The following is a 20,371-nucleotide window of genomic DNA, read 5'->3' on the forward strand; positions in this document are numbered from 1 at the left end:
GGAAAAACAGATCTAAATAACGAATCTGGAATATTCTGCCACAAAATCAGAACGAAACTCTAAAGTTTGCATGACTGTTCTGTCATACTGATGTCATAAGTGACTAGGAAAAGCACCTGCTTTCACGCTAAAATTGAAGCACTTCTGTTGAAGTTGTTAAAAAAAGATATATGGTTTCGCTTTAGAAACCCGCAAAATAAATCCCCCTCAGAAGTCCTGTGGTTTTGGTCAGTAAAATTAGGAGCAGCTATGTCCAAGAATGGCTTTGGTCAAATGTATCGCAAGCTTTCAAGTAAGTTACTTGATCTTGTGGTTACCCCTCATGTTCTTGGGGAAGTACCAAGTGAAGTGACAGCGCCTGAATCTGATCAGACTGCAACAGACTCGCGAAAGCTGGTCTGCTACGTTTTACAGAACCATTCGCGCAGTAATGCACTGGTGGTCGATGCAGAAACGCGCCGTTTAAAATTACCGGCTGCCCTTGATCCAATGCAGATCGGCAACAACAAAGAAAAAGCATCAGTACTGTTTCTGCAACATCATGATGAAAACAACCTGCTGAGTTCACCGCCACATGCGTTTCCACCGCGCCTGTTACGCTTGATTGAAATCCTGGAGCAACATCCTGAGCTGGATGTCGAACTGGTACCGGTGACCGTGCTTTGGGGACGCGAACCGGAAAAAGAAGATTCCTGGTTTAAACTGCTGTTTACCGATACCTGGTCTACACCAAGCCGGGTCAAGCAACTGGTCAATATCGGCCTGCATGGTCGCCAGTCTTATTTAGAGTTCCATGAACCGCAGTCTTTACGCACCTTGATTAACTTTGCTAAAGAGACGCATCCAAATTCAGCGCCGGCCACCTATATTGTCAGCACTTTAAATGATTACCTGGATGGTCAGCGCGAAGTCATTCTCGGGCCGGACCTGTCCGACCGCCGTAATGTCATGCATGGCCTGATCAAGTCACCAGATGTACAGGCGGCGATTCGCAATGACAGTATTCGTAGCAAAATCTCGATGCTGGAATCTGAACGTCGTGCCATCGGTTATCTGAACGAAATCGTTTCCGATTATTCTCATTCTACCGTACGTTTTGCCGACAAGGCCCTGACCCGCTTATGGACCCAGCTTTATGACGGCGTGGAAGTCCATAATTTCAGTACCGTGCGTGAACTGGCCAAGGATTATGAGATTGTCTATACCCCCTGTCACCGCAGTCATATTGACTATTTGTTATTGTCTTATGTGATCTATCGCCGTGGTTTGATGGTGCCGTACATCGCTGCAGGCGATAACCTGAATATGCCTTTTGTCGGTCAGATTTTGCGCGGTGGTGGCGCTTTCTTTATTCGCCGTACTTTCCGCGGCAATGCGCTCTATACCACGGTGTTTAAAGAATATCTGTATAGCGTCCTGTCACGTAATACACCATTAGAATACTTTATTGAAGGGGGCCGTTCACGTACCGGTCGTTTGCTTCCGCCAAAAACCGGGATGCTGGCAATGACCGTGCATGGTCATTTACGTGGCAAATCTAAGCCGATCGTATTTTTGCCGACCTATATCGGCTATGAACGCCTGATGGAAGGTGGCACTTATGTCGGTGAAATGAGTGGCAAGCCAAAAGAAGCTGAGTCTATTTTTGGTATTTTGAAAACTCTGCGCAAGATTGAACGCATTTTCGGCAAGGTACACCTGAACTTCGGGAACCCGGTATTTCTGGATGACATTCTGAAACAGCATGGCGCAGAAAATATCAAAATCGAAAAGAATGACGATCCGATTCCACAAGCGGTTTCTGATGCAGTGAATAGCTCGGCACAAGCCATTCTGGAAAACATCAACAGTGCGGTCGTAATCAATCCAGTATCGCTATTATCTTTAATCTTGCTGGCTACGCCGAAACATACGCTGGATGAAGAGATCTGTATCAAACAGCTAGATACCTATCGCACCTTGCTGGCTGCCCTGCCTTATGATGAGCGCATGCAGGTGACGCCACTTTCTGGCAAGGAAATTATTGCCTATGCAATGAAGCTGAAACTGATCAAGCGAGTCAAGCATGTACTGGGCGATATCATTGCCATTGAAGACAATCAGGCCGTTCTGCTGACCTATTTCCGCAATAATATTGTGCACACTTTTGTGCTGCCCTCCCTGATAGCCGCCCTAGTTGAACATAACGGTACCATTCGCCGTCATGATGTCGTGAATATCAGTAGTACCCTGTATCCGTTCCTCAAAGCTGAACTGTTTTTAAAATGGCATGAAGATGAGATTCAGGATCAGGTGAATGCGCATATTGACAGCTTAATTGCCTCAAAACTGATTACACAAGATGGTGAAAACCTGATTGCACCTGCACCAAATACAGAAGCACATCATCAACTTGAAGTTCTAGCTGCACCAGTAACCCAAAGTCTGGAACGTTACTACATGACTTTGGCACTGATTACCCAGCGTGGTTCTGGCAATATTTCGACCCGTCAGGTCGAAGAGCTGAGTTATCTGGTGGGACAGCGCCTGTCTGTGCTATATGAGTTCAACTCACCTGAGTTCTTCGACAAAGCCCTATTCCAGAGCTTTATTAAAGTCTTAACCCAAAAAGGTTATCTGTGTACCAATGAAGACAATGCGATTGTCTTTGATGAGCAGCTAACCAATGTGGCTCAATATGCAGATTTGGTACTGGATGAAGTGAAGCTACAAATGCTGCACCACATCACCGACTTTACGGATGAAGAACTGAAAGAAGCCCTCGATGCGGTTGCAGCTGAACAAGCCAAGAAACGCGCGAAGCGGAAGAAGAAGTAAGGCTTTTTATTCCCTCTCCTTTCAGGAGAGGGTTAGGGAGAGGTAATTTAAAAAGCCCTTCTCTTGACCTCCCTTCGAGAAAGGGAAGAATATTCCTCTTTTAAAAGGAGGAGCTAAGAATTATTTTTCCCCATCAACTCCAAATAATCCTCATAACAATCTGGATGCTCTAACTCAAATCCCATTTTCTGCATTCGAGTCGCATAAAGTTTCTTACCTGTCACCTGCTCACTTTCTACTTGCAACAAAGGAAGTCCCAGCTGCTGTTGGAACCATTGCAATATTTCATGCAATAATTTTGGCTGGTTATCGGTCACAATATAAGAAGATTCCGGATGTTCCACGTGAATCATATGTGACAAGAAACGTGATAAATCTTCAATGTGAATCCGGTTGGACCAGTGCAGATTCGGATATCTCAACATCGAGGCGGCCATTTTTTGTAGGCGTTCTACCGATGCTCCATAAATCCCACTTGGACGAATGATGGTACATTTCTCAGGATAAGCAGTGAAATAAGCCTGCTCCATCTGCTGCAAGATTTTGCTCTGAGCATCATTCGGGTGAATTTCAGTTTCGTCATCTACGATTTCACCGGAATTTTGCCCATACACTCGTGTCGATGACACCACCACAATCCGTTTCACCGGATGCTGTTTCAAGGCAGAGACAATAGGTTGAACCGAATCCAGATAAGTTTGCTGATAACCTTCAACCACACTTTGTTTTGGACTAAGTAATATATAGACCCAGTCAATTGGTGCAACTGCAGTTAAATCCAGTTGATGCACATCCTGAATCAGATGAGTTGCGAATGAATCTGTTTTGGGACTCTGGCTAATTGTGCTAATTTGATGACCTTGCTCAAATAGTTGTTTAGCCACACGTCGGGATGTTTTACCATAACCGATAAATAAAATATGCATTGAGCACCGAATCACAAATCTGGTTGAGGGGACATGGCTGCAGTCCATCAGTTACAAGGCGTTGGCAATGCCGCCGCTGCATTACTCGAAAAACTAAATATCTTCAATACTGATGATTTGCTTTTTCATCTACCACGTGACTATGAAGACCGTAGCACGATCATTCCTATGAATCAATTGAGCGTGGGACGCAGCTATCTGCTGGAAGGCATCGTTAAAGGTGTGGATTTTCCACCTGGCAAACGCAAATCCATGGCTGTGCTGCTGGATGATGATTTTGGCAAAGTCACTTTACGTTTTTATCATATTTATAAAGGCATTACCGACCGCTGCAAACTGGGTAACCGTTTAAGAATTTTTGGTGAAGTGCGGGTCGGTGCGCGCGGTCTGGAAATGTATCATCCCGAACTGCAAGTCATTACTGAGGACACACCTTTACCTCAAACCCAGCTCACGGCAATTTATCCGGCGACTGAAGGTCTGACCCAGCCAAAAATACGGGATTATATTCAGCAGGCCTTGGCTCAGTATAGCGACCATCTGCCTGAATTGCTGCCAGCAAAATTTAGTAACGGTTATGCGCTGAAACAGGCACTGGAATATATCCATCATCCACCAGTCAACGCCAATATGCTGCAGCTGGCACAAGGCTCGCATCCTGCACAGCAACGCCTGATCTTTGAAGAGCTGGTGGCACATCAGATCAGTTTATTGACACGTCGGGCCTTTATTCAGCAAGTCGAAGCGCCTTCATTTGCGCCCAGTAAAACCTATGCCAAACAGCTCTTAGCCAGTCTGGCTTTTGAAATGACCGGTGCGCAAAAACGTGTATCCAGAGAAATCGTGCAGGATTTAACAAGCAATAAACCGATGTTGCGTCTGGTGCAAGGCGATGTCGGCGCGGGTAAAACCCTGGTGGCTGGTGTCGCAGCTTGCCATGCACTGGAAGAAGGCTGGCAAGTTGCATTGATGGCACCGACCGAGATTCTGGCCGAGCAGCATTATCTGAATTTTAAACGCTGGTTTGAGCCTTTGGGCTTAAATGTGGCCTGGCTTTCCGGCAAGCAGAAAGGTAAAGCTCGCGCCGCCGCAGAACAGGTGATTCGGGATGGCAGCGCTCATCTAGTCATCGGGACGCATGCCCTATTTCAGGAAAATGTCGAGTTTGCCAAACTGGGTCTGGTGATTATTGATGAACAGCATCGCTTTGGTGTGGATCAACGTCTTGCACTCAGAAATAAAGGTCTAGATGGTATGTCACCGCATCAACTGGTGATGACTGCGACTCCGATTCCACGCACACTGGCCATGTCGGCCTATGGAGATCTGGATACCTCGGTGATTGACGAGCTGCCGCCGGGCCGTACCCCGATTCAGACCGTGACCATTCCATTAGACCGGCGCGAAGAAGTCTTGCAACGGATTGCCAGCAACTGTGCTGAAGGTAAGCAGGCCTACTGGGTGTGTACACTGGTAGAACAGTCCGAAACTTTAGACGCCCAAGCTGCAGAAGCCACTTTCGCTGAAATTCGCGAGCGCTTTCCTGCGCTGAATATCGGACTGGTACATGGCAAGATGAAAGCCGATGAAAAACAGGCGGTAATGCAGCAGTTTAAAAATAATGAATTACAGCTCCTGATTGCCACCACCGTGATCGAAGTCGGGGTAGATGTACCCAATGCTTCCATCATGGTAATTGAAAATGCTGAACGTCTGGGCCTATCTCAATTGCATCAGCTACGCGGTCGGGTCGGTCGTGGCGCCAAAGCCAGTTTCTGTGCCCTACTGTATAAACATCCGCTGTCTCAAAATGGTCAGGAACGCTTAAGAATCATGCGCGAAACCAATGATGGTTTTATGATTGCCGAGAAAGACCTGGAATTGCGTGGCCCAGGTGAACTGCTTGGAACCAAACAGACTGGCGACATGAATTTCCGTGTAGCCAAACTGGAACGTGATGATCACCTGCTCAATCAGGCACATTATGTGGCCCAGCAGATGCTCAAGGATTATCCAGATCAGGCCGAAGCATTATTGCAACGCTGGCTACCGGAAGCACCGCGCTATGCCTATGTTTAAATTACTGCAACATGGAAAATCCTGGCTGACCCGCTTACAGTCCTGCCAGCTCTGTCTGACCGATTATGAGTCCATTCATTCAGTCTGTGAAGATTGCTGGCGACAATTACCCTGGGCACATCAAACCATTCAACGGCAGGAAATGCAGTTCCAGATTGCCTGCGACTATGCTTACCCGATGGACCGGCTGATTCAACTGTTTAAATATGAACAGAAACTGCATTTGCAAAATTTACTGGCAGGTGTGCTGTTAAGTTTAGACCTACCTAAAGTCAGTGCGATAATACCGATGCCGATCTCGAATGAGCGTCTGGCTGAGCGCGGTTATAATCAATCTCTAGTGCTGGCCAAACATGTGGCAAAACAGTTGAATGTACCCATCTGGCAACCTGTTCGACGAATGAAACAACACTCGCAAAAGGGCCTAAGCCGGCTGGAGCGGATTGAAGACATCCAATCACAATTCCAGATCAGTACCATTTCCAAGCTGCGTTACCGTCGGGTGCTGATTATTGATGATGTGGTGACGACCGGCGGCTCGATTCGAGCACTGAGCCAAACACTTGAACAACTGGGCTGTCAAAAAGTTTATGCAGCCTGTCTGGCAGGTGCTCAAATCTGAAAATTTAAGCTTGGGCGAGTAACTGCGACTTCACCCAAGGAATCACAATTTCAGTGGTCAAGGGTGCGAGTCGTAGCTCTTTTTCATCCAGATCGACCCATTTCATTTCGGCAATTTCCGCTTCAATTTTTGGTGCTTGATCCAGACTTACCCAATAGACATAACTCACCAGTTGATGATCTGGTTCATTCGCCGTCTTGGTTTCAAAACGCCCAATGAATTGCTGAATCTGTGCCTGTATGCCAATTTCTTCCTGAATTTCACGCAACATCGTTGCTTCTGGTGCTTCATTTGGCTCCAGCTTGCCACCAACCTGCATAAAGCAGGACGTCCCTTTTTTACGAACCACCAGCAGTTGCTGCGCTTCATTTAAAATAATGGCTGCAGCCACCGTAATCACTTTCATTTATTTTCTACAAATCATGCTGTGGACAGCTTATTTTACAAGATCGGTCTGATCGACCATACCCCATTTCGCTTCAGGCGGCTGATAACTTTCAAACTGGCGCAAAATATCATCCAGATTATCACTCACAATTAAAGCATCGCTAAAGCGCGCTTTGGTAAAACCTTTCTCAGTCGTCATATGGATAAATTTGAGTAAATCATCATAGAAACCATCTACATTTAAAAAAGCACAAGGTTTTTTATGAATTCCCAACTGTGCCCAGGTCCATTGTTCAAAAATTTCTTCCAGCGTTCCTGCACCACCCGGAATGGCAATAAATCCCTGTGCCAGTTCCGACATGCGGGTTTTACGTTCATGCATATTATCGACCACAAATAGCTCGGTAATATGCGGATGCGCCAGTTCACGATTGACGAGCTGTCTTGGAATTACGCCAATCACCTTGCCACCAGCAGCCAAAGCACTATCAGCAACAATGCCCATTAAACCGGAGCGACCACCGCCATAGACTAGCGTCTGATGCCTTGCTGCCAAGGTTTGGCCAACTTTTTCGGCAATCTGGGCATAGAGAGGATCCGAGCCCAGTGCTGAACCACAAAAAATTGCGATAGAATTCATCATTTCACTCTCCAATTGACGCTATATTGTACGAAATCGCTGCAAGCGCGCTTTTTCCAAAAATAACTGCTTAATATCAGTGTTTTTATTCAATTCCTTGTCTAAAATACACCCATTCCAATTCACATACTGCGCCAGGGAGAAAAGACAGCATGCTTGAAGCCTTTTACGCCACAGAGCGCGGTAGCTTAGAAGATATCACGATTAACGGTGATTTCGACCTGCATCCAGATTTAGTATGGCTTGATCTGATTGCACCTTCACAAGAAGAGCAGCAATGGATTCTAGATGCCTATGCGCAAAACTTACCGACCTTAAAATCGCTGGAAGATATCTCCTCTAGTGCCCGATTTTACCGTGATGATGACGGTATTTTGCATATCAGCACCTATTTTTTAACCAAAAATAAAAACTATCAGGTCGAGAATGAAAACGAAGATGAATCCAGCATGCTGGCGACGGTACAAACCGTAGCTTTCATTCTGCATAAGGACCGTCTTTTTACCTTGCGTGGCGAAAAGCTGGTGGCTTTTCGTGCCTTCCGTGCCCGTGCGCGCCGCAATGATTATGAAATCGATTATAAAGATCCGACCTGGATTTTATTGGGCCTGCTCGAAGCCAAACTGGATGAGCTGGCCGACATTCTGGAAGATGTACATAAAGATTTAGAGAAATATTCAACTGAAGTGTTGAATAACCGCCATCGTGAGCAGATTCTTGATCTGGATGACATGATTACCCGACTAGCTCAACTGGAAGATATGCTCGGTAAAGCGCAGCTCTGTCTGATCGATTTACGTCGTGTTCTGACTTTCCTGTCTCGTCCACGCGCCTTAGGCAGTCATATTTATGATGCGGATATCCGAGAACTTAGTGAAGATGTCCGCTCGCTGGTTGAACATGATGCCTTCCTGTTCCAGAAAGTGCGCTTCCTGCTCGATACCACGTCCGGATTCATTAACACGGAACAGAACGATACGATTCGTCGATTCTCGATTCTGCCAAGTATGCTCGCTCCACCGATGCTCATTGCCAGTATTTATGGCATGAATACCGAAGTTCTGCCTTTTGCACAAGGCACCATGAGCTTCATTATGGTCAGTATTATTTTGATCGGCTTTTTAATCGGGCCATTGATTTACTTTAGATGGAAGAAGTGGATTTAATTTCTTCACCCTCTCTCTAACTCTCTCCCATAGGGAGAGAGGACTTCCAATATTTATTGAGATAGTAGTTTTTAAAAATATCATTTCTCTCCATAAATTTAGAGAGGAAGTTCCCTCTCCTTTTAGGAGAGGGTTAGGGTGAGGTCATATTTTAATCCTTCCTAACCTCCTTTTGATAAAGGAAGGAATTTACTTTTAAAATCTATCAACAATAAAAAAGCACCTTTCGGTGCTTTTTTATTTACTGAATGATCTGTAAATCATCCTGTAAATGGCAGGCCTGAATGATATTCATCATTTTAGCAGGAACAGCTTTAAACTGTAGTCCTTGCGCTTGAGGAGTTTGGCGCAACCAGCGCACCAATACCGCCAAAGCCAAAGTACTGCCACTTTCAAGCCCAGCTAGATTAACCACAAGCGGAAATTTGGTCTGGGATTGAACCACACGCAGACCATTTAGGTAATAGTCCTGCGCATTGGCATAGTCAATTTTGCCTGAAACCTGCAATTCCTGATCCTTGAATACAATCACGGCTCACCTATCTGATTATTTCTTTTTCTTGTCGATTGCAGCTTCTGCATCCGGTTTGAAGTTAGCAATAGCTTTATCTATATTACCGCCATTACGTTTTACTGTCGCAGCAAACTGGTTACGGAATTGCAAACCTAGATCGATACCCGATACGTTGATGTTGCGGATTTTCCATTGTGAGCCTTTGTCCACCAGCTGAAACGCTACCGGAATTTTCTCGCCTTTATTATTAAAGTCGATGGTTACAACAGGGTTTTTGCTGTTGCTGGCCTTGTATGGACGCACGCTATAGGTCTGATTACTAAACTTGGAAAATGCAGAACCATAATTTTCAATCAGCGTTTCACGGAAATTCTTTTCAAACTGGGCGCGTTGTGCAGCAGTACTATACTGGTTCGTCGCATAAGTCCCCATCACAATACGCGTGAAAGACTGTGAATCAATGTATGGATCCAGATTCTGGCGGACAATCGCTTTGACCAGCGCTGGATTGTTCTGCAATTTTGCGTTATCAGCTTTGAGGCGCTCAATCAAACCATCTGCCACTTTTTTAATAAAAGCAGGTGGCGCTTCAGACGGTGCAGCAAACACTGTACCAGCAACCATTGTTGAAAGAATGCTTGCTGCAAGCGTTTGTTTTACTAAAGTCTTCACTGAAATCTCCTCAATCTATTATTCAACAAATGCAGGTTCTGCATCAGTCGATTCTGAAACTGTCGCCTGTTCTGGGGCAGTTTCTTGACTATCCGACGATTTACCGGCACCGCCAGTAATGAACTTCGTCACTAAATCTTCAATTTCCATGGTGCCTTGGGTATTGGCAATCTGATCACCGCGTTTCAAATAGTTCAGACCACCACCTGGAATAATTTTCAGGTATTTTTCACCCAATAACCCATTGGTCGCTACCATAATATAAGCATCCTCATCAATATTGGTGATGGATTTCATGTTAGCTAACAGTTGTTTTTCCATGTCTTTTTGTTGCGCAGGGATAGCAGCAGTATAGTCCGAACTATAACGTAACTCTTCCAGTGCTTCCTGCTGAACCTGCTTTAACTGTTCAGCATTAAACGAGGTCAATGAGCCATCCAGAGTCATATGCACGGTCGCCAGACGCGTCACTGGATCCAGGGTAATGTCATCCACCTGCCCCACTTTCACACCACTTAATGCCACTTTGGCGCGTGGCTTGATCCCATTTACATTTTCAAAAGTCGCTGTCATTTTATAGCTGTCGGAAATATTGTGTCCGACCAGACCACTGACACGCATTGCTAGGAAAAATAAGGCAATACCAAACAAAATAACAAAAACACCAACGGCCAGCTCACTAGTACGTGATTTCATTAAACACCTCCGAACATGACCGCAGTCAACACAAAGTCAAAGCCTAAAACGCACAGCGAAGAATACACGACTGTACGCGTTGTAGAAGTTGCAATACCTTCCGATGTCGGGACACAGGCATAGCCTTGATACACCGCAATCCAGGTACAAATTAATGCGAATACAAAACTTTTAATAATGGTGCCATTTAAGACATCTTTATAGAATTGCACGCTGCTTTCCATGCCGCTCCAATAAGCGCCTTCATCGGCACCCAGAAAATCCACCCCGACCATTTTGCCGCCCATAATGCCAACTGCAGCAAAGATGACGGAAAGCATTGGCAAGCTAAAAATCCCTGCCCAAAGACGAGGCGAAATCACCCGCTTCAATGGATCGACACCGATCATTTCCATACTGGACAATTGTTCAGTGGCTTTCATCAGGCCAATTTCCGCAGTCAAAGCTGAACCGGCACGTCCTGCAAACAGCAAAGCAGCGACCACAGGTGCCAGTTCACGCAGCAAGGTCAGCGCGACCGCTGTTCCCAGCATCGACTCACTACCAAAGGTCGACAAGATGCTAAACATCTGCAAACCAAGCACGGCTCCAATAAACAGGCCAGAAACCACAATAATCAGCAGGGACAATACCCCAACCCGATACATCTGATAAACAAACAGCTTTACTCCAAGCCAGGTCGGCATGGAAAATAAAATCTGCAACAGCATCAGGGTCGCGACCCCAATCCCCTGTACACGTTCAATAACGCGTCTACCTAATGCGGCAATTGCATTCATGAACGAACCTCATCACTTAAATAAGCTTGATGACTAAACTGATAATCCACCGGACCTTCTACCGAACCGGTCAGGAATTGCTGTACAAAAGCAGATGGATGCGCTTTCAGCTCTGCCGGCGTGCCCTCGCCCTGAATTTTGCCTTCTGCCACCACATAGATGTAGTCTGCAATCGATAAAGTTTCTGCAACATCATGCGAGACAATAATCGTGGTTAAGTCCAGTGCTTCACGTAATGAACGGATCAGACGAGTCAAAACGCCCATCACAATCGGGTCTTGTCCGGCAAACGGTTCATCGTACATGATCAACTCAGGATCTAGTGCAATCGCACGGGCCAAAGCCACGCGTCGGTTCATACCACCGGATAGCTCAGACGGCATCATCTGTTCTGCACCACGTAAACCGACTGATTCCAGCTTCAATGCCACGATTTCCTTAATCAGATGTTCCGGCAATTTGGTATGGGCACGAATCGGAAATGCGACATTTTCATACACGCTCATATCGGTAAACAAAGCACCGCTCTGAAACAACATACCCATCCGTGCACGTGCTGAAAAAAGTTCGGAACGTGACATCGTGGCAATATCTTTGCCGTCCAATAAAACCTGACCGTGCTCAGGAACCAGCTGCCCACCAATCAATCTTAATAAGGTGGTTTTACCAGTACCGGATGGCCCCATAATGGCGGTAATCTGCCCACGACGAATATTTAAACTCACGTCGTCATAAATCACGCGCTCACCCCGCTTGAAGCTCAGATTCTTGACTTCAATCAGAGATTGAGTATCTCGCGCTGTTTGATTTTTCATAGCTGAGTTTATTCCTGCATTTTTTCAGCATGCATACTATAAAGGAACGAAGTTCAAAATGTTAGCAGTTGAAAAAGGTGGTTTAATATCATAAAAAATGACAACAATGGATTATTTCGTATTTTTTGTAATAAAAATATGCACTTAAGCTTGAGCCAGGTACATTGATTAATTAAAAAGACTGTATAAATAATAGATAATATTACATAAAATCAAAGTCAATGCGATATATGGCATATACACCTCTATCAATTGAGATCGAAGAGTTAAGCTTTTCATATTAATAATTATCATAACCCTGACAAAACATGATTTAGCAGACATTTTACGTTAAAAAGCAAAAAACTCAATGCATAAAAAAAACCGGTATTTCTACCGGTTTTTTATCTTCATCTAGCGACTGAATTAGTCGTTAAATTTACGACGTGGACGATCTTCACCACCGAACGAACGTTCACCACGTGGCTTGTCATCAAAGTTGCGACGTACTGGACGATCACCGAAATCACGCTTTGGACGGTCATCACCGAATGAACGCGCTGGACGATCACCGAAACCACCTTCACGACGTGGAGCTGGACGATCACCAAAATCACGTTTTGGACGATCACCATAACCACCTTCACGAGCTGGTTTGTAGTCTACACGGTTGCCACGGTTGTCATCATTAGAGCGAGGACGGTCACCAAAACCACCTTCACGACGTGGAGCTGGACGATCACCGAAGTCACGCTTTGGACGGTCATCAAACGAACGTTGTGGACGATCACCGAAACCGCCTTCACGACGTGGAGCTGGACGATCACCAAAGTCACGCTTTGGACGGTCATCAAACGAACGTTGTGGACGATCACCGAAACCGCCTTCACGACGTGGAGCTGGACGATCACCAAAGTCACGACGTGGACGATCTTCGCCAAATGCTGGACGTTCGCCACGAGGTTTGTCATCGAAGCTACGACGTGGACGATCATCACCGCCTTCACGACGTTTGAAGTTGCTTTCGCCTTCAAAACGACGACCACCACCGAAACCACCACGACCGCCATCACGACGACCGCCATCACGGCCACGACCGCGACCAGCGCCATCACGGCTACCACGTGCAGGAGGTGGAGATGGCTCAAGACCTTCAATTTCAGATACGTTTAGACGCGCATCAAGGAAGTCTTCTAAAGCACGGATTTTACCGCGTTCACGGTAAGTCGCCAAAGTAATGGCTTTACCAGTACGACCCGCACGACCTGTACGACCGATACGGTGTACATAGTCTTCATTCTTCATTGGAAGACCGAAGTTAATTACGTGTGAAATAGTTGGTACGTCAAGACCACGCGCTGCAACGTCAGTTGCAACCAAGATCTTCGCACGACCTTCACGGATGCTGCGTAAACGACGGTTACGAACAGTTTGTGGCATAGCACCGTGAAGTGCTACAACTGATAGACCTGCTTCAGCAAGTTCTTCAGCCAACATATCTGTGTCTTCTTGAGTTGACGCAAATACTACTGCTTGATCAACGTCTTCTTCGTTTAACCAGTGAGTAAGAAGTTTTTTCTTGTGCTCGAAACCGTCAGTCCAATGCAAAGTCTGAGTAATATCAGTATTTGTAGAGTGACCAGTTTCGATCGAAATACGCATTGGGTCATTCATCATGCGTTCTGCAAGTGTAATGATACGTGGTGCAAAAGTCGCAGAGAACATAAGAGTTTGTTTGCGGTTTGCAGCCAACTCACCAATTGCTTCTAAGTCTTCAGAGAAACCCAGGTCAAGCATACGGTCAGCTTCATCGACGATTAATGCGTCAACTTTATCCAATTTGATTTGACGACGATTCACCAAGTCAAGTAAACGACCTGGAGTTGCAACAACAACTTGCGCGCCTTTTAACTGTTGAATTTGCTTACCAAAAGGCATACCGCCCATGATTGCGGCAATACGCACGCCTTTCATGTGACGTACAAATGCAATCGCGTCTTGACATACCTGTTGTGCCAATTCACGAGTCGGTGAAATCACCAAAATATTCGGTTGAGTAACCGCTTTCATGCGGTCTTTAAACGGTACTAATGTATCTTGGTTTGCCAACGCATTTAACGTAGGAAGTAAGAATGCAGCAGTTTTACCAGAACCTGTTTGGCTTGACACAAGAAGGTCTTTGCCTTCAAGCGCAGCTGGAATCGCTTGTTCTTGTACAGGAGTAGGAGTAGTAAAGCCTAAAGCGTCGAGAGCCTGGGTTAGAGATTCGTCGAGGGAAAAATCAGCAAAAGTTTTGCTCATAGAGAGTATTCACCCTGAAGTGGGTGCTCCATTTAATAAATAACAATTATGGACATCGGCAAAAAGCGGCACAGCAAATAATGCTGAAAATATTAGGATTCAGCAGCGATCCGAGTAACGACGATGTGGATATAACGCACGCATGATTACGGCCGCAAACCTGAAGGAATCGCTTAAGCGATTGGGGCGCGAAGGATATGTCCTCTCTATGGACAGCACGCGCATACAATGATTAGAAGATAGTGTTCAGGTAAAGAACAGAAATTAAGTGCGTGGCAGAATTATAGCAGAATATTCCACAATGTCATTAAGTTTTAAAACTAATTTTCCTTATTCATAATTTATCTATATATTTCTGATACTTAAAATATAATAAAAAATGTAACAGGCGGTATAAAAAGTCACTTTTCGCCAATTCACCTGATATTTCCAGTATTCAAGCATAGACAAACAATCTTGCATCAGTCTCTCGCGACTTAAATTTCCATGCATAAAAAAGGCATCCCGAAGGACGCCTTTTCTCAATATTAGATCTGATTCATCTAAACCCGATTATTTTGCTGCTTCGCCCCAAGCAGGAACAACTGCTTGCATTAAAGGCTTAAGCATTTTCATTGAACAAGCCAAAACTTGACCATTTTCCATAGAGTCGCTACCACCACGTGCATCAACTACAGTACCGCCTGCTTCTTTCACGATCAATTCGCCAGCTGCGATATCCCAAGGCTTTAAACCAAGTTCGAAATAACCATCGAAACGACCTGCAGCAACATAGGCTAAATCCAATGCTGCAGAACCTGAACGACGATATTGCGCGCCAGCTTCAGTTACGTTTAACAGGGTTTGAAAATGGTTCTTGGCATAAGACACAACTTCGCCATTACGCTTGGCACGATAAGCGTGACCAACAGCCATAAAGGTATTTTCCAGGCTGTCTTTAACATTCACACGAATACGGCGCTGGTTCATCATGGCACCACGACCACGACTGGCAGAGAATAGCTCATCTTTCACCGGGTCATAAATCACCCCGTGTTGAGTAATGCCTTTGTGCTGAACTGCGATAGAGATACAGAAATGCGGGAAACCGTTAATGAAGTTTAAAGTACCATCTAGCGGATCGATCACCCAACACCAATCGGCGTCATGACCTTTACCTTCCTGATAGCCAAACTCTTCACCAAGGAAACTGTGATTTTTATAGCTTTTACGTAGGGTATCGATGGTCAACTGTTCCAAATAACGATCTACACGCGTTACCGGACCATCAATTCCTTTTTCTTCGACTTGTAGATCGAGTTTATGACGATTCTGATGCGCTTTTAAAAGCTCTTGACCAACTAACTGAGCCGCACGCGCAGCCATCACCACCATAGGTTCCATTGAACACCCACTACAAATTTGAAGACACTGATAAAGAATAATGCATAAAAGCCCCGATATCTTAGCAAATATCAGGGCTTTTTTGGGAAAAATGTGTCTAAAATTTTTAAGATATTATGACAAGACGCTTTGCCCTAGGTTGGACCAAGCCTGATTGATTGATTTTTCAATACCTTGCGCATCCAGCCCCGCCTGCTGTAACATCTGTGCATGAGTCGCTTGTGCCATAAATGTATCATCCAGACCCAAATTCAGTATCGGTTTGACAATCTGCGCTTCTGCCAGATATTCATTCACGGCACTACCCGCACCGCCCATCACTGCATGTTCTTCCACCGTGACAAACAGACTGGTGCTTAAAGCGAGATCATCGAGCATTTGAGTATCCAGTGGTTTGACAAAACGCATGTTAACCACACGCACGCCAATCTCATGTTTCACGGCAAATGCTTCAGCAGCGTCGACTGCAGCCTGTACCCGGCTACCAAATGCCAGTACAGAAATATATTCATCATACTGCCCATTAAAGCTGGCCACAATTTCCGCCTGACCGATCGGAATCTCGATCATCTTTTGCTGGATATCGACGCCCAGTCCATTGCCACGCGGATAACGTACCGCTGCCGGCCCTGGATACAAATACGCTGTATGCAGCATTTGACGGCATTCATTTTCGTCTTTCGGCGCCATGATCACGATATTCGGGATAGTACGCATATAGGCATAGTCATAAGCACCGGCATGCGTCGGGCCATCTTCACCAACCAGACCGGCACGATCAATACCGAAAGTAACATCCAGATTCTGCAAAGCCACGTCATGTACCAGTTGATCATAACCGCGTTGCAGGAAAGTCGAGTAAATTGCAACCACCGGCTTCAAGCCTTCACAAGCCATACCGGCAGCCAAGGTAACCGCATGCTGTTCGGCAATCGCGACATCAAAGAAACGTTCTGGATATTCTTTGGCAAACTTCACCATGCCTGAGCCTTCGCACATGGCGGGAGTAATCGCGAGCAAACGTGTGTCTTGTGCCGCTTCATCGCAAAGCCATTGCCCAAATACATCCGAATATTTCGGTGCAGTATTGCTGGCGGCAACGGCGTTGATTTTGCTAATCGCGTGATATTTGATTTGATCGGATTCTGCCGGAGCAAAGCCTTTGCCTTTTTTAGTATAGACATGAATCAGGCGTGGGCCTTTACGCTTTTTCAGCGCATTAAAGACATGCACCAGCTGTTTGACATCATGACCATCGTACGGGCCAAAATAGTCAAAGCCGATGGCTTGGAATAAGTTATCTGCAGCATCGGTTGCTGCACTATGCAAACGCGAGTTATACAACCATTCTGGATGTGGCTGTACATATGCCTCACCCTGCTCGGTAACATTAACGAACTCACCGCGCTCCCAAATGGCAGCCAGATGTTTGGCAAAACCACCGGTACTGCAAGAAATCGACATATCATTGTCGTTCAGCACCACCATCAGATCAGCACTGTGTGCCACGGCATCATTCAAAGCTTCAAAAGCCATACCTGCCGTCATGGCGCCATCGCCAATAATCGATACCACTTCACACGGCTTGTTCTGATAACGACGTGCCAGCGCCATACCTAGGCCAGCAGAAATCGCCGTCGAAGAATGCCCTACCCCAAAGGTATCAAATTCAGATTCTTCACGAGCCGGAAACGCAGCCAGACCATCTTTGGCACGAATCGTGGTGAGCTGTTCACGACGACCAGTCAACACTTTATGCGGATAGGCCTGATGACCTACATCCCAGATCAGGCGGTCATGCGGTGTATTAAAGCAATAATGTAAAGCCACGGTGAGTTCAATCACACCGAGATTGGCACCAAAATGTCCGCCACTTTGCCCGGCAGCATACAAAATGAATTGACGTAACTCATCCGCCACTTGTTCTAGCTGGCTTTGCTCGAGTGCACGCAGTTGCTCAGGATGATTGATCGCATCAAGCAACGGTGTTACAGGGCGTTGAGTTGGGATTTCTGTATACAGCATATTATGGCAAAGCCTTCTAAAGCCTGGCAAATCTAAAGCTAGGTCAATGGGGAGTACCCGATCATATAGCTGAATTGTAGCAGCTTCAATTCAGCTACGCTTCTAGCGATGCAATATTAAACAATGATCTCGTCGGGGTGAAAAAATTGCAGCCTACGATTATCCTGAATAATCTTACTATTTATCAACTATTATCGTTCGCTTTCTACAAAAAAGAAAATCTATTGCAGAATTTCGACTTTGCAATTCTACCAATGTTCAATCATTACGCTATACTTTAGCCAATTTCAGGATTTAACGGGTTCAGCTGTGCCAATCGAATTTGTCGCAACGTCAAGATTACCTACCGCTCACGGTGAATTTAAAATTACTGTATTTCAAGACCCTGAGACTGGCGAAGAACATGTCGCACTTTCCAAAGGACTTGAAGAAATATCAGATGAGCCTGTAGTGGTGCGTGTGCATTCTGAATGTTTAACCGGTGATGCCTTTGCTTCGCTCAAATGCGACTGTGGCCCGCAATTGCAAGCGACTTTAAAACTGATCAATGAATTGGGCCGCGGAGTCATTCTGTATTTGCGTCAGGAAGGTCGTGGCATTGGCCTGACCAATAAAATTCGCGCTTATGCTCTGCAAGATCAGGGACATGACACCGTAGATGCCAATTTAATGCTGAACCTGCCCGCAGATGCACGCCAGTATGATATGTGTAGCATCATGCTGGATCATTTACAGGTGAAAGCAGTACGCCTGGTGACCAATAACCCTTCTAAAATTGAGGCTTTAAAAGCCCAGGGAATTAACGTGATCGATCGTGTGCCTTTGACTGTGGGTTTAAACCCTTTTAATGAACAATATCTCAAGACCAAGCACGAACGCATGGCACATCTTTATAAAAAAGATGATTTTTAATATTTTTAAAACCCTGTCCTACCTTATTTTAACTTAACCACTCCAAACCTCCCTTTCTTGCGCTTCGACTTAAAGCAATGCTTAAGTCTTGCTCGGGGAGGTTTTCCCTATCTTTCTTAAAAATGGGGTTAGGGGAAGATTAAATCGTCATCGAGAAAATCCGGTTCTCCGGTATGCGTCGCTTTAAACGTAAATCAAAAGCCATACAAATATTGCGTACAAATGGTTTCCCTTTCTCCAGAATCGTGACTGACGAGTCTGAAAATTGAATCAAACCATCCTGTGCCATTTCCTCAAGCTGTTCCAAAACCTCATCAATTTCAGGGAAAAGCATCTCGGAATTTTCCCATGAGGTGCTAAAGCTGCACATCAAATTTAGAATATGTTGCCGGATGATCAAATCTTCCTGATTTAAGACATGTCCTTTAAATACCGGAATTTCATTGCGCGCCAGGCATTCATAATATTCTTCAATGGTTTTCACATTCTGCGCAAAGCTGTACCAGCTATCACTGATTGAAGAAATGCCTAGCCCAATCATCACCTGGGTTTTAGAGGCTGTGTATCCCATAAAGTTGCGGTGCAATGTTCCCGCTTGAAAGGACTGGTACATCGCATCTTTCTCTAAGGCAAAATGATCCATACCGATTTCATGATAGCCATGTGCCAGAAGTTTCTTTTTACCCGCTTCATAGCATTCCCGTTTGATCGCATCTTTGGGCACATCGGCATCTTTAAAACCGCGCTGACCATTACCTTTAATCCAGGGCACATGTGCATAGCTATATAAAGCCAGACGGTCCGGCAAGAGCGAATTGGTTTGTTCAATAGTATTTAAAACATCATCCAGACTCTGAAATGGCAGACCAAAGACCAGATCATGGGAAATCGATTCATAGCCAATTTCTCGCGCCCATTCGGTCACCTGTTTAACATTTTCATAAGGCTGAATCCGGTGAATCGCCTTTTGCACGGTTTCGTTATAATCCTGCACACCATAACTGACCCGACGAAAACCCAGGTCATACAATCCCTGCAAATGTTCACGCGTAGTATTATTGGGATGACCTTCGAAACTGAATTCATACTCAGGCGCTACGTCTGCTTTGGCCAGAATGCCTTGAATTAGTTGAGCCAGATGTGCCATTGAAAAAAAGGTCGGCGTTCCTCCACCAAAATGAATCTCTTTAATGATGGGCTTTTCTTGTAATAACTCGTAATATAGACCCCATTCTTTCAGCAGTGCCTGAATATAAGGTTGTTCGACTTCATGGCGTTTGGTCACGCGCTTATGACACCCGCAGAAGGTACACAGGCTTTCGCAAAATGGCAGGTGGATATACAAGCTAATGCCTTCGCTTTGATTGGATTCATCAAAAGACTTTTTTAGCGTTTGCTTCCATTGTTCAAGCGAAAAATTCTGCTCTTCCCAATACGGAACAGTGGGATAACTGGTATAGCGTGGCCCGGGAACATTGTATTTTTGAATCAGGGAATTGACCTGTACCGACATGAGACCCACCTATTACCGTCGAGAAATGCTCAAGCCAATGAGCGCTTGTGAGTTATTGTGCTGAGCTTGAAAAAAGAATTCAACCTAGCCATTTAGTCGGATTTAATGATGCATTCTGCTTATGAATAGTGGAATGTAATGTCTG

The 20,371-nt window shown here is 45.3% G+C and carries 17 protein-coding genes; 5 read left to right on the forward strand and 12 right to left on the reverse strand.

Features of this window, described 5'->3' with window-relative positions; genetic code table 11:
- Window positions 1-249: 249 nt before the first annotated feature.
- Entirely contained in the window at window positions 250-2,817 is a 2,568-nt protein-coding gene (gene plsB, locus FTT86_RS03595; RefSeq protein ID WP_180180577.1) for a glycerol-3-phosphate 1-O-acyltransferase PlsB, read from the forward strand.
- Between the two features lie 113 nt (window positions 2,818-2,930).
- Here plsB and FTT86_RS03600 read toward each other — a convergent pair whose 3' ends face one another.
- Window positions 2,931-3,743, reverse strand: a complete 813-nt coding sequence (locus FTT86_RS03600; protein WP_180180578.1) for an NAD(P)H-binding protein — start codon at window positions 3,741-3,743, stop codon at window positions 2,931-2,933.
- Between the two features lie 33 nt (window positions 3,744-3,776).
- Here FTT86_RS03600 and recG point away from each other — a divergent pair, with 33 nt between their 5' ends.
- Both recG and FTT86_RS03610 read left to right on the forward strand, forming a co-directional pair.
- A complete protein-coding gene (recG, locus tag FTT86_RS03605; RefSeq protein WP_180180579.1) occupies window positions 3,777-5,822 on the forward strand; it encodes an ATP-dependent DNA helicase RecG in 2,046 nt (681 codons plus the stop codon).
- Window positions 5,809-6,444: a ComF family protein gene (locus FTT86_RS03610; RefSeq protein WP_180180580.1), complete on the forward strand. Its 636-nt coding sequence runs from the start codon at window positions 5,809-5,811 to the stop codon at window positions 6,442-6,444. The genes recG and FTT86_RS03610 overlap by 14 nt, the downstream gene beginning before the upstream one ends.
- 4 nt (window positions 6,445-6,448) lie before the next feature.
- Here FTT86_RS03610 and FTT86_RS03615 read toward each other — a convergent pair whose 3' ends face one another.
- Entirely contained in the window at window positions 6,449-6,850 is a 402-nt protein-coding gene (locus FTT86_RS03615; protein ID WP_180180581.1) for an NUDIX domain-containing protein, read from the reverse strand.
- A gap of 30 nt (window positions 6,851-6,880) precedes the next feature.
- Entirely contained in the window at window positions 6,881-7,471 is a 591-nt protein-coding gene (locus FTT86_RS03620) for a TIGR00730 family Rossman fold protein (RefSeq protein ID WP_085064929.1), read from the reverse strand.
- A gap of 152 nt (window positions 7,472-7,623) precedes the next feature.
- Between FTT86_RS03620 and FTT86_RS03625 the strand changes: the two genes are divergently transcribed.
- Complete coding sequence (locus tag FTT86_RS03625; RefSeq protein WP_005248226.1) at window positions 7,624-8,637, forward strand: CorA family divalent cation transporter; 1,014 nt, start codon at window positions 7,624-7,626, stop codon at window positions 8,635-8,637.
- 241 nt (window positions 8,638-8,878) lie between these two features.
- On the opposite strand, the gene FTT86_RS03630 is transcribed toward FTT86_RS03625, so the two are convergent.
- The 8 genes from FTT86_RS03630 to dxs all read right to left on the reverse strand — a co-directional run bounded on the left by FTT86_RS03630 (window position 8,879) and on the right by dxs (window position 17,801).
- A complete protein-coding gene (locus FTT86_RS03630) occupies window positions 8,879-9,169 on the reverse strand; it encodes an STAS domain-containing protein (RefSeq protein ID WP_071850897.1) in 291 nt (96 codons plus the stop codon).
- 15 nt (window positions 9,170-9,184) lie between these two features.
- Window positions 9,185-9,823 carry an ABC transporter substrate-binding protein gene (locus FTT86_RS03635; RefSeq protein WP_180180582.1) on the reverse strand — a complete coding sequence of 213 codons (639 nt, stop codon included), beginning with the start codon at window positions 9,821-9,823 and terminating at the stop codon, window positions 9,185-9,187.
- 18 nt (window positions 9,824-9,841) lie between these two features.
- On the reverse strand, window positions 9,842-10,519 hold the full coding sequence (locus FTT86_RS03640) for an outer membrane lipid asymmetry maintenance protein MlaD (protein WP_180180583.1): 678 nt from the start codon (window positions 10,517-10,519) through the stop codon (window positions 9,842-9,844).
- The gene (mlaE, locus tag FTT86_RS03645) at window positions 10,519-11,298 is read right to left on the reverse strand and encodes a lipid asymmetry maintenance ABC transporter permease subunit MlaE (protein WP_005248230.1); all 780 of its coding nucleotides are present in this window, start codon (window positions 11,296-11,298) and stop codon (window positions 10,519-10,521) included. The genes FTT86_RS03640 and mlaE overlap by 1 nt, the downstream gene beginning before the upstream one ends.
- Window positions 11,295-12,113, reverse strand: coding sequence for an ABC transporter ATP-binding protein (locus FTT86_RS03650; protein WP_004645032.1), 819 nt, complete (start codon window positions 12,111-12,113; stop codon window positions 11,295-11,297). Before FTT86_RS03650 ends, mlaE begins: the two co-directional genes overlap by 4 nt.
- A 405-nt stretch (window positions 12,114-12,518) precedes the next feature.
- A complete protein-coding gene (locus FTT86_RS03655) occupies window positions 12,519-14,393 on the reverse strand; it encodes a DEAD/DEAH box helicase (RefSeq protein WP_004281533.1) in 1,875 nt (624 codons plus the stop codon).
- Between the two features lie 552 nt (window positions 14,394-14,945).
- The gene (locus FTT86_RS03660) at window positions 14,946-15,776 is read right to left on the reverse strand and encodes an inositol monophosphatase family protein (protein WP_004281534.1); all 831 of its coding nucleotides are present in this window, start codon (window positions 15,774-15,776) and stop codon (window positions 14,946-14,948) included.
- A 114-nt stretch (window positions 15,777-15,890) separates the two neighbouring features.
- Window positions 15,891-17,801, reverse strand: a complete 1,911-nt coding sequence (gene dxs / locus FTT86_RS03665) for a 1-deoxy-D-xylulose-5-phosphate synthase (RefSeq protein ID WP_005263785.1) — start codon at window positions 17,799-17,801, stop codon at window positions 15,891-15,893.
- Between the two features lie 309 nt (window positions 17,802-18,110).
- On the opposite strand from dxs, the gene ribA reads away from it, so the two are divergent.
- Window positions 18,111-18,713: a GTP cyclohydrolase II gene (ribA, locus tag FTT86_RS03670; protein WP_004281536.1), complete on the forward strand. Its 603-nt coding sequence runs from the start codon at window positions 18,111-18,113 to the stop codon at window positions 18,711-18,713.
- Window positions 18,714-18,852: 139 nt separating this feature from the next.
- Here ribA and hemN read toward each other — a convergent pair whose 3' ends face one another.
- A complete protein-coding gene (hemN, locus tag FTT86_RS03675) occupies window positions 18,853-20,226 on the reverse strand; it encodes an oxygen-independent coproporphyrinogen III oxidase (RefSeq protein WP_180180584.1) in 1,374 nt (457 codons plus the stop codon).
- Window positions 20,227-20,371: the final 145 nt, after the last annotated feature.

Source organism: Acinetobacter sp. YH01021 (genome assembly GCF_013420255.1).
GTDB lineage: Bacteria > Pseudomonadota > Gammaproteobacteria > Pseudomonadales > Moraxellaceae > Acinetobacter.